Raw genomic sequence first — 13,614 nt, forward strand, 5'->3', positions numbered from 1 at the left:
GTTGACACCCCTCCTCAGGTGCAGCGAGTGCTGTGCCACGGCTCGTGACGGGACCACCCCACCGGAACCTTCTGTTCAAGCCAAAAGCCAAAGCCAAAGCCAAAGCCAAAGCAGCTCGGCTTCGCCGTCGCCTGACGTGGAGATCGCTGGAGTGCGCGCCTAGATCTTCGGGACTGCGCGGTCGATGATCGCGGCGAAGTCGGTGGACTTGGGGAGCGTGCCGAACGCGACTCCCCAGTCGCCGCCCAGCCGGGAGCCCAGGAACGCGTCCGCGACCGCGGGGTGGCCGTGCTTGACCAGCAGGGCGCCCTGCAGGATCAACGCCATCTTCTCGACGACTCGGCGTGCCTGTGACTCGTCCACATCGGACAGCGCGGTGCCCAGCTCGTTCAGCGCCTTGTCGATGCGCTGGTCCACGCCGGTGACGGCGGCCAGGAACTCCTGGACCGACTCGGGCTCCTTCTTCATCGCGCGCAGGACGTCGAGCGCGGCCACGTTGCCGGAGCCCTCCCAGATCGACATCAGCGGCGACTCGCGGAAGAGCCTCGGCAGGCCGCTGTCCTCGACGTAGCCGTTGCCGCCCAGGCACTCCAGCGCCTCGGCGGCGTGCACGGGGCCGCGCTTGCAGACCCAGTACTTGGTGACGGCGAGCCCGAGCCTCGGCCGGTGCTCCGCCAGCCACATCGCGGCGGTCGTGGCCGCCTCGGACTCGATCGCGAGGTCTGCCAGCACGTTGCGCATCGCCGGTTGGTCTACGAGGTACTTGCCGAACGCCTTGCGGTGTGCGGCGTGGTGGGCCGCCTGTCGCAGGCCCGCGCGCATGCCCGCCGCCGACCCCAGCACGCAGTCGAGCCTGGTCGAGTTGACCATCTCGATGATCGTCCGCACGCCGCGGCCCTCGTCGCCGACCCTCACGGCGAACGCCTCGTCGTACTCGACTTCGGCGGAGGCGTTGGACTTGTTGCCCAGCTTGTCCTTCAGCCTCTGGAGGAAGAACCGGTTGCGCGTGCCGTCCGGCAGCACCCGCGGTACGAGGAAGCACGTGAGGCCGCCGGGTGCCTGCGCGAGCGTCAGGAACACGTCGGACATCGGGGCCGAGGTGAACCACTTGTGCCCGGTCAGGAGGTAGCCGTCGGCGACCGGCCTCGCGACCGTGGTGTTCGCCCGGACGTCCGAACCGCCCTGCTTCTCCGTCATCGACATGCCGGCGATCAGGCCCTGCTTGGACAGCGGTGCCCGCAGGCCGAAGTCGTAGGTCCGCGCGGTGAGCAGGGGCTCGTACGCCGCGGCCAGATCCGGCGAGACGCGCAATGCGGGCACGGCTGCGTAAGTCATCGAAATCGGACATCCGTGACCGGCCTCGGTCTGCGACCACACGTAGAACTTGGCTGCCCTGTTGAGATGCGCACCGTCGACATAGGCGTGCAAACCGTGCGAAACGGCGATGTTCATCAGATCGTGCCACGCAGGGTGGAACTCGACCTCGTCGATCCGGTTCCCGTACCGGTCGTGCGTGTGCAGCACCGGCGGGTGGGCGTTCGCGAGCCTGCCGCGCTCCTGCCACTCCTCGCTGCCGGCGAGCCTGCCGAGAGTGCGCAGGTCGGCGTCGTCGACCCAGGTGAGCAGCGCAGGGTCGTCCGCGACGTCGTGACCGGTCAGCGGCGGAACCTGGTTGGTCACCTCGTGCGTAGCCATGCTCCGCACGCTACTACTCGGTAGTAACTTTCGGCAGTGCGCGATGTGAGATCACTGGCCCAATCGGGCTTTTGGGCGCGACAACGGCGCTGACGAGGAATAACGTCGTCCACGTGAGTGACCATGGGCACAGCTCGGCCGTGGCTGCGTTGAGCGCGCAGTACGCCGCGATGCGCGAAGGTGCGCCGGTGCGGCTCGCGAAGAAGACGTCGAACCTCTTCCGGTTTCGAGCAGATCAGGCCGGCGGGCTCGACGTCGGCAGGTTCGACCAGGTCCTGTCCGTGGACCCGGTCGGACGCACCGCGCAGGTGCAGGGCATGACCACCTACGAGAACCTCGTCGCCGCGACACTGCCCCACGGCCTGATGCCGTTGGTCGTGCCGCAGCTCAAGACCATCACCATCGGCGGTGCCGTGGCGGGACTCGGCATCGAGTCCACGTCCTTCCGCAACGGCCTGCCGCACGAGTCCGTGCGAGAACTGGAGATCCTCACCGGTGACGGCGAGGTCGTCGTCGCGAAACCGGACGACGACCTGTTCCGTGCGTTCCCCAACTCCTACGGGACGCTGGGGTACGCGCTGCGGCTGGAGATCGAGCTGGAGCCGGTGCGGCAGTACGTCCGGCTGCGGCACGTGCCGTTCGGCTCGTACGCCGAGTGCGCCAGGGTGATCGAGGAGGTCTGCGCGGACGGCTCGGCGGACTTCGTCGACGGCACGGTGTTCTCGCGCGGCGAGATGTACCTGACGTTGGGCCATTACGCGGACATCGCGCCCTACACGTCCGACTACACCGGCAACGACATCTACTACCGGTCCATCCAGAAGCGACGGACGGACCACCTGACGATCCACGACTACCTGTGGCGCTGGGACACCGACTGGTTCTGGTGCTCCCGCGCGTTCGGGGCGCAGAACCCGGTCGTGCGCCGCCTGTGGCCCAAGCGGTACCTGCGGTCGGACGTGTACCGCAAGCTCGTGGCCAGGCACCGGCAGCTGCGGCCGCGGGTGGACGTCGAACCGGTGATCCAGGACGTCGAGATCCCCGTCGCGGGGCTGGCCGACTTCCTCGACTTCTTCGACCGCGAGATCGGCATCTCGCCGGTGTGGCTGTGCCCCGTTCGCCTGCGCGACACCACGGGCTGGCCGCTCTACCCGATGGACGCGGACACGTTGTACGTCAACGTCGGGTTCTGGTCGGAGGTCCCGGTACGACCGGGGGAGAAGATGGGTGACCGCAACCGGCTGATCGAGCGCGAGGTGGCGCGGCTGGGTGGCCACAAGTCGCTGTACTCCGACTCCTACTACGAGGAGGACGAGTTCTGGCGGCACTACAACGGTTCGCACTACCGGTCCGTGAAGGCCCGGTACGACCAGACGAACCGACTGCCTGATCTGTACGCCAAGTGTGTCAGGGGACGATGAATGCGGTTGGCCTCCATTTTCCAGCGCATCACCGGTGGCAACGACGTTCGCTTCAAGGCCTACGACGGCAGTGCCGCCGGGCCTGACTCAGCTCCGGTCGCGATCGACATCAAGACACCGGAAGCCCTGTCCTACCTGGCTTCCGCGCCAGGCGAGCTGGGCCTCGCCCGTGCTTACGTGACCGGCCACCTGGAGATCCTCGGCGACGTGCACGCCGGCCTCTCCCGGCTCTCCGAGTTCTCCCTGCGCGAGATCCCGTGGCCGCAGCGCGTGGAGCTGCTGCGGTTCCTGGGCCGCGTCCGGTTGTCCCACAAGGTGAGCCCGCCGCCGCAGGAGACCAGACTGCGCGGCCTGCGCCACTCCAAGGCCCGCGACCAGCAGGCCATCGCCCACCACTACGACGTCTCGAACCAGTTCTACGAGTGGATCCTCGGCCCGTCGATGGCCTACACCTGCGCGGTCTACCCGACGCTCGAGTCCACTTTGGAAGAGGCGCAGCACGAGAAGCACGACCTGGTGGCCCGCAAGCTGGGGCTCAAGTCCGGCATGAAGCTGCTGGACGTCGGCTGCGGCTGGGGCGGCATGGTCATGCACGCCGCCCGCGAGTACGGCGTGCGCGCGATCGGCGTGACCCTGTCGCGCAACCAGGCGGAGTACGCCCAGAAGGCGATCGTCGAGGCGGGCCTGTCGGACCTGGCCGAGGTGCGCCACCTGGACTACCGCGACGTGCGCGAGACGGGCTTCGACGCGGTGTCGTCGATCGGCCTGACCGAGCACATCGGCAAGGCGAAGCTGCCGGGCTACTTCTCGGCCCTGTACCGCAAGCTGAAGCCGGGCGGCCGGCTGCTGAACCACTGCATCACCCGGCCGGACAACAAGCAGAAGGCGCTGTCCGGCCCGTTCATCGACCGGTACGTGTTCCCGGACGGCGAGCTGGTCGGCCCCGGCCACCTCGTCTCGCTGATGCACGACACCGGCTTCGAGGTGCGGCACGAGGAGAACATCCGCGAGCACTACGCCCTCACCCTCGCCGCTTGGGGCCGCAACCTCGAGTCGCACTGGGAGGAGGCCGTGGAGGAGGTCGGGGAGGCACGGGCTCGGGTGTGGCGGCTGTACCTGGCGGCGTCGCGGCTCGGGTTCGACCGCAACAACATCCAGCTGCACCAGGTGCTCGGGGTGAAGCTGGACGGGACCGAGTCGCACATGCCGTTGAGGCCGGACTGGCTGTCCTGATGGCTGGGGGCCGCGACCTCGGTCGCGGCCCTGACCTGGGGACAACTGTTCAGGATGCCCCGAACGGGCAGCATGGTGCCATAATGGCACCATGAAGCGGGTGAACCTGAGAGATGTGCCGGACGAGGTCTACACGGCGCTTGCCGAAGGCGCCGCGGCAAGTTACCAGTCGTTGAACGCCTTCGTCGTGGAGAAGCTGACCGAAGTCGCCCAAGTGCTGAACATCGGCGACTACCTGGCGGGCTACCAGCCACCGGGAGGAACGGGCGTCACGCTGGAGGACGCGACAGCGGCTGTGCGTGAGGTGCGGGACGCCTCGTGAGCCTGGCAGTGGTCGACGCGTCCGTCTTGGCGGCGTTCTACTCCGCTGATGATCCACGACGTCAGCAGACCGTTGACCGCATGGCGGCGGGTCACGCGTTGTTCGCGCCCGCGCACGTCGACGTGGAGGTCGTCTCCGCGTTGCGGACGATGGCGCGGAAGAACCAGGGCCTGGCGGCATCGGTCCCTGCCGCGGTGCAGCACCTGGCGGGTTTTCCCGTGCGGCGGATGCCTCTGGCACCACTGTTGTCCCGCATGTGGGAGCTGCGGGACAACATCACTCCGTACGACGCCGCGTACGTCGCGTTGGCAGAACAGCTTCGCGCCACGCTGATCACGTGCGACGTGCGCTTGGCCACCGCTCCGGGAGCCAAGTGCACGTTCGACGTGATCTCCTAGTTCAGCTGACCCACGATCTGCTTCGCCGTGTTCGACGGGATCGCGAACCCGATCCCCACGCTCCCGGCCTGCCCGCTGCTCGACGCCGGCGAGTAGATCGCCGAGTTGATCCCGACCAGCTCACCCGCCGCGTTCACCAGCGCGCCGCCGGAGTTGCCGGGGTTGATCGACGCGTCGGTCTGGATCGCCTGGTACGACACGGGCTGCGAGCGGCGGGTCTCGCCGGGCACGGTCACCTTGCGGTCCAGCGCCGAGACGATGCCGGTGGTCACGGTGCCCTGCAGGCCCGACGGCGAGCCGATCGCCATCACGGCGTCGCCGACCTTCACGGAGTCCGAGTCCGCCCACTTGATCGGGGTCAGGCCCGAGACGCCGGACGCCTGCAGCATGGCGAGGTCCGAGGTGGGGTCGGTGGAGACGACGGTGGCGGGCACCTCGCGGCCGTCGTTCAGCGTCACGGTCACCTGGCCGCCGGCCGAGGCCACGACGTGGTTGTTGGTGAGGATCCTGCCGTCGGCGGTGAGGATCACGCCGGAGCCGAGGCCGTCGCCGACGTTGACCTGGACCACCGAGGGCAGCACGGAGGAGGCGACGGTGCTCCAGTCCAGAGTGGACGTGTTCGAGACCGTCTGCGCCACGACGGACGACGAGGCGGCCGGCGAGTCAGGGGAGGCGACCACCGCTCCGGTGACGCCTCCGAACAGGCCGGCGACGAGTGCCGCCGCGGTCAGCATCGGGGCCGTGCGGCGCCAGAACTTCGGCGCCGGGACAACGGCGGGTTGCGGTTCCACCAGTGACCCGCTCATCGCGGGGAAGCTCTGCTCGGTCATGACTCCACGATGGGCCGCGAAGTTGTGAGCAACCTGTGCCGAACCCCGTGCAAACCCTGATAAGAATCAGATGAGAAGAGCCGGGACCTCGGTGGCCGGCACGGGCGGGCCGAAGTGCGAGCCCTGGCCGCCGAGCACGCCCAGCGCCGCGAGCCGGGACGCCTCGGCGTCGCTGCGGACGTCCTCGGCGTACATCGGCAGCCGCAGGATCGCCGCCCACTCGAGCAGCGCGACGGCCGCGGTCTTGTCCACCCGGTTCGCGCCGGCGTCGAGGCCGTGCACGACGGTGGGGGAGAACTTCACGCCGCTCCACGGCAGCATCCGCAGCCTGCCGACGCCCGCGTTGCCGCCGGTCAGGTGGTCGAGCACCAGCTCGACGCCGTGCTCGGCGAGGATCGTCAGCTCCTCCAGCTGCACGTCGTTCAGCAGCACCGGCAGGCGTTCGTGCAGCTCGAAGCGCAGTTTCGACGCGGGCAAGCCGGTGCGGGTCAGCACGCGGACCACCTCGGCGACGAGCTCGGGCTCCTGGCACAGCCGCGTCGGCATGTCGATCGACAGCACGGGCATGCGCTCACCCAGTGCCGCGTACCACTCGCCGGCCTGTTCGCACGCCTCCGCGAGCGCCCAGCGGACGAGTCGGACGATCATGCCGTTGGCGGAGGCGTGGGTGAGGAACGTGTCGGGGCACAGCGCGCCGCGCACCGGGTGGTCCCAGGCGATCTTGGCCTCGAGCGCGAGCACCGAGCCGTCGGCCAGCGAGCGGACCGGCTGGTAGTCGATGCGGAACTGGCCCTCCTCCAGCGCGCCCGGGATGGACGCGGCGAGCGCGTACTGCTCCTTGTCGAGCTGGTCGCGTTCCTTGTCGTACAACGCCCACTGCGCCTTGCCGTCGCGCTTGGCCCAGCCGACCGTGACGTCCGCCGCTCGCAGCAGGTCCGCCGCGTCACCGCCGCGCGCCGCCCGCCACACGACGCCGACGCTCGTCGTGACGCCGATGCCGTTGCCCTCGACCCAGGTCGCCTCTTCGAGCCGGGTCGTGAAGTCGTCGACGAGCGCGATCACCGCGGGCACGTCGTGCGGGTCCATGAGCAGCACGCCGAACTCGTCCTCGCCGATGCGCGCGATCTTGCCGACCTCCTCGGGGAACACCGCCCGCAGGTGGCCGGCGACGGTCATCAGCACCCGGTCGCCGGTCTCGTAGCCGAACGCGTCGTTCACGCCGCGGAACCCGTCGACGTCGATCTGCACCAGCGCGAGGGTGTCCGGCCCGCGCAGGCCGACGGCGCTCTCGAGCCAGCCGAGGAACTGGGAGCGGTTCGGCAGCCCGGTCTGCATGTCGTTGAGGCTCTGGCGCACGAGCTGCGACTGGAGGTCGCGCATCTCGTCCATGTTCTCGACCATCGTGACGAAGTACGGAGGGGTGTCCTCCTGTTCGCGCACCAGGGAGATCGCCATGTGGGTCTGGATGGTCTCGCCGTCGCTGCGGACCATCCGCTTCTCGACCCTGAGGTTGTCGAAGGGGGAGGCGATGAGCTGTTTCGCGAGCTCTCTCAGCCCGGCTCTGTCGTCCGGGTGCACGAGGTCGCGGCCGCTCATCCCGCCCAGGTCGCCTGCCGTGTAGCCGAGCATCGTCAGCAGCGCCTCGTTGACGTCGATGATGTCGCCCTTGAGGCTGCTCACGATGATGCCGAACGCGGAGCTCTCGAACACGGCCCGGAACTTGGTCTCGCTCGCCCTGACCGCGCTCTCCGCCCTGCGCATCGCGGTGATCGCGGCGGTGCGGCTGATCTCCTGCTGGTCGAGCGTGCGCTCGCGCAGCCCGTCCGCGTAGCCGGCGGCGAGCGCGCCGAGCTGGGCGGGCGTCACGGGCAGGTGCTCACCCAGGTGCGCGAGGGTCGCCTCGAGCGTCGTGGCGGAGATGAAGTCGTGCTCGACCATCGAACGGCCGACCTGCCTGGCCGCGTCCACGCCGCCGTCGAGCAGCTGCTCGACGTATCCGCCGAGGAGCTGCTCCAGCTTCTCGCGGGTGAGGTTCGCGAGCAGCGTGTCGGAGATCGCCGCCGCCCACCTCACGGCGCGCTCTGGGCTGTCGACCATGTTCATTCAGCTCGGGTGGCCATTCGTGGGGACCGTGGTGATCCGCTGGGTCGTCGGACTCCGAACAAGAAGTTCGCGGGTCCAGAACGCCAAGCTTACTGATCAGTCACCACCTGTCCAACCGAACGCCGATTCCCGTCCGGAAATCGGCGGCTCGGCCGTGAATTCACTCGTTTGAACTAATGAATCACCTTGCTGAAGGCCAGCGGACCAATTGTGAGCGGGTCGGTACCCACGTCGAACAACGGTGTGTAACCGGTGGCCAGGTACAGCTCTTTCGCCTCCGGCTGGCGCGGACCGGTCGTCAGATAAATCCGGTTGTACCCAAACGCCCGCGCCTCGTTTTCCAGTTCCACGAGCACGCGGCGCGCCAGTCCGCGCCGGCGGTGCTGCGAATGGGTCCAAATTCGTTTCAACTCGGCCGTTTCGGAGTCGTGGCGCATGAACGCCCCTCCCGCGACCGCCACACCGGACTCCAGCAAAAGCAGGAACTGGCCGTGCGGTGGTTCGAACACGTCGGCCGGCCGCCGCATCTCCTCTGCGCCCATCGGCCCATAACGGGACGTGTACTCGTACGTCAGCTCCTCCACCAACGGCGCCGCATCCGGATCGGACTGCCGGACGCGGCGCACCTCGAGAGTCGTCATGCGGCCTTGGCCCGGTCCCGCTTCGCGACTTCCTCGCGCACGATGGGGATCACGTACCGGCCGAAGTCGATCGCGTCGCCGAGCAGGTCGTAGCCGCGGGCCGAGAGGATGTCCACGCCGAGGTCGTAGTAGTCCAGCAACGCCTGCGCGACCGTCTCCGGCGTGCCGACCAGCGCGTTGGAGTTGCCCGCACCGCCCGTCGCCTTGGCCGTCGGCGTCCACAGCGCGCGGTCGAACCGCTCACCGCGGTCGGCGACCGCCAGGAGCCGCTGGGAGCCGGTGTTCTCCGGGTTCGTCAGCGAGTGCCGGCGGCTCAGCGGGCCGTTCGCCTTGCGCGCCTCGATCCGGTCGACCGTGCGGTGCGCCTTCTCCCAGGCCAGCTCCTCGGTCGGCGCGATGATCGGCCGGAACGCCACCTGGATGCGCGGCACGTCGGTGCGGCCGGCGTCCTTCGCCGCCTGCTTGACCGACTCGATCTGCTGCGCGGTCTCCGCGAGCGGCTCGCCCCACAGGCAGAAGATGTCCGCCTCGGCGCCTCCCGCGGCGTAGGCGGCGGGCGAGGACCCGCCGAACGACACGTTCGGCCGCGGCTGCTGGACGGGGAACGTGTCGCTCACGAAGTCCGCGAAGTGGTAGTGCTCTCCGTCGTGGTCGAACGCCTCGCGGCTCAGCCACGCCTTCTTGACGATCTGGATGTACTCGCGGGTGCGGCTGTAGCGCTGGTCCTTGGTGAGGTAGTCGCCCTCGCGCTGCTGCTCGTGGTCGGTGCCGCCGGTGATGAAGTGCACCGTCAGCCGGCCGTCGCTGATCTGGTCGAGCGTCGCGAACGTCTTCGCGGCGAACGTCGGGTAGGACACGTTCGGCCGGTGCGCGAGCAGGATCTGCAGCTTGTCGAGCTTGCTGGCCAGGTACGCGGCCGCCGCCGACGGTTCCGGCGCACCCGACCCGTAGGCGAACAGCACGCGGTCCCACCCGTGGTCCTCGTGCGCGCGGGCGAGCCTGAGCGTGTAGTCCTTGTCGAACGCGCCGGCGGACGACCGAGGGGTCGTCTCCGACCCGTCGTTCGTGGCGGCGATCCCGAGAAACTCAACTGGCATGACCGATTCCCCAGAGCTGGTGGCAGGAGTGGGTGCGTTGAGGGAGACGCCCACCGAGTGCACACCTCGGGACCATCCGGTGCAACGACGTCCACAGAGCGGGATTTGCTTGCACGCGCGGGGTACCGTGGTGGTGTTCGCGTTGAGGGGCGCGGCTCGTTTCTCGTTGCCCTCCAACGGAAAGACGCGCATGCGCACACTCGTCGTCATCGGCGGCGGCCCTCGCACCGCGGGCCTGCTGGAACGCATCGCCGCCCAGGCGCCCACCCTCTCCTTCGCCGTGCACGTCGTCGACCCGTTCCCGCCCGGCGCGGGCAGGGTGTGGCGGCACGAGCAGTCCCCGTTGCTGCGCATGAACTCCATGGCCGAGGACGTGACGGTCTTCACCGACGAGTCCTTCGACGGCGAGGGCCCGATCAGGCCCGGCCCGTCGCTCGCGGAGTGGACCGACGTCGACCCGGTGTCGTTCCCCTCCCGTCAGGTGCAGAGCAGGTACCTCGCGTGGTTCTTCGACCACGCGACGAAATCTCTGCCTCCGAACATCTCGGTGACCGTGCATCAGGCGAAGGCGGTGAAGGTCGTCGGCAACCGGGTGTGGCTCGACAACGGCGAGTCGCTCGACGCCGACGTGCTCGTGCTGGCGCTCGGCCATCTCGACGCCGACCTCGAACCCGAGCACCGCAAGCTCGCCGAGCACGCCTCGGAGCACGGGCTCGTCTACGTGCCGCCGCTGTACTCGGCCGACGCGGACCTGTCCGCGGTCACCGGGGACGTGGTGCTGAGGGGGTTCGGGCTGGCGTTCATCGACCTGATGGTGCTGCTGACCGAAGGCCGTGGCGGCCGGTACGAGCGTTCCGACGGCCGGCTCACGTACGTTCCTTCCGGCGCGGAACCGACGCTGTACGTGGGGTCGCGGCGTGGCGTCCCGTACCACTCGAAGACCGGCTACCGGTTGCAGGGAACGCGTCCGGCGCTGCCGCGTTTCTTCGTCGCGGAGGAGCTGAAGGGGCAGGAGCTGGACTTCCGGCGCGACGTGTGGCCGTTGATGGCCAAGGAGATCGCGTGGGGCCACTACCACGAGCTCTTCACCGGTCACCCCGGCCTGGTGCGGATGCCGTTCACCGAGTTCGCCGTGTCGTTCGCCGCTTTGCCCTGGTACAGCGAGGAGATGCGCGAGCTGGAGCTCCTCGCGGTGCCCGATCCGGCCGACCGCGTCGACTTCGAACGCCTCGACCGGCCGCTGACCGGCGTCACGTTCGCGACCGCGGAGGAGTTCCAGGAGTACCTGCGCTCCTACGTCGAGGCGGACGTGGCCCGGCGCTCGGATCCCCGCCACAGCGCCGACCTGGGGGCCTTCCTGGCCCTGCTGTCGGTCTACGGCCAGCTGGCGGGGCTCATGCCGTTCGACGGCTGGTGGCACGGCTACTTCAGCTACCTGGCGTCGGGCCCGCCACCGGACCGGCTGGAGGAGCTGCTCGCGTTGTCCCGCGCGGGGATCGTGCGGTTCCTGGGCGCCGACATGTGGGTCGAGGCGGTCGAGGACGCGTTCCTGGCTGGCAGTGCGACGACACCGGAGGTGTTGCGCGCCAACGGGTTGGTGGAGGCCCGCCTGCCCACGCACTCCCTGTCGCGCACGGCGGACCCGGTGCTGCGGTCGTTGCGCGCGGTCGGTGACATCACCGAGGACGCCGCGGGCCTCGTCCGGGTCGACCCGCTGGGACGCCTGGTCAACGAGCGCGGGGAGGTCGACCCGGTCCGGTTCGCGGTCGGGCCCTACGTGACGGGCAAGGCCTACGCGGCGTTCGCGCGGCCGCGGACGAACGCTCCCGCGTTCCGGCAGAACGACCTGCTGGCGCGGGAGGTCCTCCGCCTCCTAGGCGACTGAGGTGTAGCGCCCCTGGTGCCGCACCAGGGGCGCGGGGATGTCGGCGTGCGTGATGTCGAGCGGCTCGCCGACCAGCGCGATGTGGTCGCCCACGGCGATCCGCCGGGAAGTCCTGCACCGCAACCGGACCGGCGCGTCCAGCAGCCGCGGCACGCCGTCGTCGTCCTGCTGCCAGCGCGTGTCCGGTCCGAACCGGTCGACGCCCTTGGTCGCGAAGAGGTCGGCGAGGCCGGTCTGCGCGGCGTTCAGCAGGTGCACGGCGAACAGCGGTGCCGTCCGCAGGACCGGCCACACCGAGGCGCCCTCGCCGATCCACACGACGACCAGCGGCGGTTCGAACGAGACCGAGGTGAACGACGACACCGTGGTGCCGACGGGACCTTCCGGCCCGGTGGCCGTGACGATCGTGACGGCCTGGGCGTGGTGTCTCAACGCGTCGCGCAGCTGGTCCCTCACCGGACCAACGCCTTCAGCACGTCCGCGTCGAGCGCGAAGTCGGTGACATGAGCAGGAAGCGAGGCCTCGTTGAGGAACAACGCCTGCGGTACCAACGCACCCAGCTCCGTCAGCACCGGCCGCAGGTGCACCTCGACCGCGAGCGCGTGCCGGTCCGACGCGGCGATCTGCAGCGGCACCACGACCTTGCCCTTCAGCCAGCCGGACGGTGCCTGGTCCAGCACGGCCTTGAGCAGTCCGGTGTACGCGGCCTTGTAGGTGGGGCTGGCCACGACCAGCACCTCGGCCCGCCCCAGCGCGTCGAGCGCGGCCTTGACCGCGTCCGGTTCCGTGAAGACCTGCGGTGCCAGCGTCGCCGCGTCCACCACGGGACCGTCGACGGGCACGCCCAGCGTGGCGGCGAGCGCCTCGCGCAGGGCCAGGGCCGCCTGCAGAGTGCGCGAGGCGGGCCGCGGGTTGCCGACCAGAACACCGATCTGCGTCATGCGTCCAGCACACCGGCAAGGCCCGGGAGAAGCAACCACGTCCAACCCGCGAGAACCGCGGCCGTCCTGAGGGTGCCGCCGACCGCCACTGCCGGTGAGGGGGGTTACCGGTGTGCCGGTCGACGGCGGGTTGACCGCGGCGCGAGCACGCGGCGCCTGCGGAAGGGCTCTGCCGACCTGGGGGTGTCGGATCGCCCTGGCACGCAGCTCGAGCGCCTGCGGCCAACCACGTAGTTGAACGTACAACCGCACCGTCGTGTTCCGGTCGGGTCCGGGTGTGACCAGGCTCAACTCCTTCAGGTCTGCTTCAGGAGCCTCTACCCGAGGTCGCGCTAGGTGAGGTCGGTGAGCTTGCGCTCCGCGGCTTTGCGCGCCTTCTCCGCCGCCGACGCGACCCGCTTGGCGTCCTCCAGCCGTTCGGCTGCCCGGTCGAACGCCCGCTGCGCCGCCAGCTGGTCGGCCTGGGCCTCCCCGAGGGCCTGCTCGGCCTCGTCCAGCGCCTGCTGGGCCTCCGCGCGCTTGCGCTCCTGCCGCTCCCGCCGCTTGCGGGCCAGGGCGTCCTCGCCGCTGTCGCCCGCCGGTTCCGGCGCCGGCAGGGCGAACCCGAACCCCGAGTACTCGAGCGCCTTGGTGAGGTGGCCCCGCCGCACCTGCGCGGCCGAGTCCGGGTCGGCCATCGCGGCGGTCAGGGTGCCGCGGACCTGCGTGACGGCGTCGTCGGCGAGCGGCCCGGTCAGCTCCAGCGTGCGGTAGACCAGGGTCTCCATCAGCTCCTTGCGCCGGCGGCCGAGCTCGCGCATGGTCAGCTCCGCCGTGGACAGCCCCAGCGCCTCCGCCAGCCCCTCCGGCGCGTCCCTGACCAGCCTGTTGACCGCCCAGGCGCCCACGGTCGGCCTGCGCAGGTCGGCGATGGCCTTGGCGAGGTCCTTGTCGCCCGCCTGCTTGGCGGCGGCGTTGCGGGCGGCGGTGAACTCCTTCGGGGGCAGCCCGTAGAGCTCGTCGGCGACCGACTCGAGGTCCATGGGCGCAAGGTAGCGCCTGATCAGCC

Annotated in this window: 13 protein-coding genes; 5 read left to right on the forward strand and 8 right to left on the reverse strand. The window is 69.7% G+C overall.

The genetic code is table 11. The features are described from left to right. Positions 1-159: 159 nt before the first annotated feature. Complete coding sequence (locus ACFWV3_RS29350; protein ID WP_382415770.1) at positions 160-1,695, reverse strand: acyl-CoA dehydrogenase family protein; 1,536 nt, start codon at positions 1,693-1,695, stop codon at positions 160-162. Positions 1,696-1,865: 170 nt separating this feature from the next. On the opposite strand from ACFWV3_RS29350, the gene ACFWV3_RS29355 reads away from it, so the two are divergent. From ACFWV3_RS29355 to ACFWV3_RS29370, 4 genes are all read left to right on the forward strand, one after another. Further along, a complete protein-coding gene (locus tag ACFWV3_RS29355; protein WP_382416096.1) occupies positions 1,866-3,116 on the forward strand; it encodes an FAD-binding oxidoreductase in 1,251 nt (416 codons plus the stop codon). Continuing rightward, positions 3,117-4,349 carry a class I SAM-dependent methyltransferase gene (locus tag ACFWV3_RS29360; RefSeq protein WP_382415772.1) on the forward strand — a complete coding sequence of 411 codons (1,233 nt, stop codon included), beginning with the start codon at positions 3,117-3,119 and terminating at the stop codon, positions 4,347-4,349. 91 nt (positions 4,350-4,440) lie between these two features. Next, complete coding sequence (locus ACFWV3_RS29365) at positions 4,441-4,671, forward strand: hypothetical protein (protein WP_382415774.1); 231 nt, start codon at positions 4,441-4,443, stop codon at positions 4,669-4,671. Then, positions 4,668-5,069 (forward strand): type II toxin-antitoxin system VapC family toxin, encoded by a 402-nt coding sequence (locus tag ACFWV3_RS29370; protein WP_382415776.1) that lies wholly within the window; start codon positions 4,668-4,670, stop codon positions 5,067-5,069. The genes ACFWV3_RS29365 and ACFWV3_RS29370 overlap by 4 nt, the downstream gene beginning before the upstream one ends. On the opposite strand, the gene ACFWV3_RS29375 is transcribed toward ACFWV3_RS29370, so the two are convergent. The 4 genes from ACFWV3_RS29375 to ACFWV3_RS29390 form a co-directional block, all read right to left on the reverse strand. Beyond that, a complete protein-coding gene (locus ACFWV3_RS29375) occupies positions 5,066-5,899 on the reverse strand; it encodes a S1C family serine protease (RefSeq protein ID WP_382415778.1) in 834 nt (277 codons plus the stop codon). The two genes, ACFWV3_RS29370 and ACFWV3_RS29375, sit on opposite strands and share 4 nt — an antisense overlap. A gap of 66 nt (positions 5,900-5,965) precedes the next feature. Continuing rightward, positions 5,966-7,996, reverse strand: coding sequence for a putative bifunctional diguanylate cyclase/phosphodiesterase (locus ACFWV3_RS29380; RefSeq protein ID WP_382415780.1), 2,031 nt, complete (start codon positions 7,994-7,996; stop codon positions 5,966-5,968). A 179-nt stretch (positions 7,997-8,175) separates the two neighbouring features. Next, entirely contained in the window at positions 8,176-8,643 is a 468-nt protein-coding gene (locus ACFWV3_RS29385) for a GNAT family N-acetyltransferase (protein WP_382415782.1), read from the reverse strand. Further along, a complete protein-coding gene (locus ACFWV3_RS29390; RefSeq protein ID WP_382415784.1) occupies positions 8,640-9,740 on the reverse strand; it encodes an LLM class flavin-dependent oxidoreductase in 1,101 nt (366 codons plus the stop codon). Before ACFWV3_RS29390 ends, ACFWV3_RS29385 begins: the two co-directional genes overlap by 4 nt. A gap of 190 nt (positions 9,741-9,930) precedes the next feature. On the opposite strand from ACFWV3_RS29390, the gene ACFWV3_RS29395 reads away from it, so the two are divergent. Continuing rightward, complete coding sequence (locus ACFWV3_RS29395) at positions 9,931-11,625, forward strand: FAD/NAD(P)-binding protein (protein WP_382415786.1); 1,695 nt, start codon at positions 9,931-9,933, stop codon at positions 11,623-11,625. Here ACFWV3_RS29395 and ACFWV3_RS29400 read toward each other — a convergent pair. The 3 genes from ACFWV3_RS29400 to ACFWV3_RS29410 all read right to left on the reverse strand — a co-directional run bounded on the left by ACFWV3_RS29400 (position 11,614) and on the right by ACFWV3_RS29410 (position 13,588). Beyond that, positions 11,614-12,081: a flavin reductase family protein gene (locus ACFWV3_RS29400; RefSeq protein WP_382415788.1), complete on the reverse strand. Its 468-nt coding sequence runs from the start codon at positions 12,079-12,081 to the stop codon at positions 11,614-11,616. The two genes, ACFWV3_RS29395 and ACFWV3_RS29400, sit on opposite strands and share 12 nt — an antisense overlap. Continuing rightward, complete coding sequence (locus tag ACFWV3_RS29405) at positions 12,078-12,566, reverse strand: NADPH-dependent FMN reductase (RefSeq protein WP_382415790.1); 489 nt, start codon at positions 12,564-12,566, stop codon at positions 12,078-12,080. Before ACFWV3_RS29405 ends, ACFWV3_RS29400 begins: the two co-directional genes overlap by 4 nt. 332 nt (positions 12,567-12,898) lie before the next feature. Further along, positions 12,899-13,588 carry a hypothetical protein gene (locus ACFWV3_RS29410; protein WP_382415792.1) on the reverse strand — a complete coding sequence of 230 codons (690 nt, stop codon included), beginning with the start codon at positions 13,586-13,588 and terminating at the stop codon, positions 12,899-12,901. Positions 13,589-13,614: the final 26 nt, after the last annotated feature.

The organism is Lentzea sp. NPDC059081, assembly GCF_042738015.1.
In the GTDB taxonomy this organism is placed as follows: Bacteria; Actinomycetota; Actinomycetes; order Mycobacteriales; family Pseudonocardiaceae; genus Lentzea.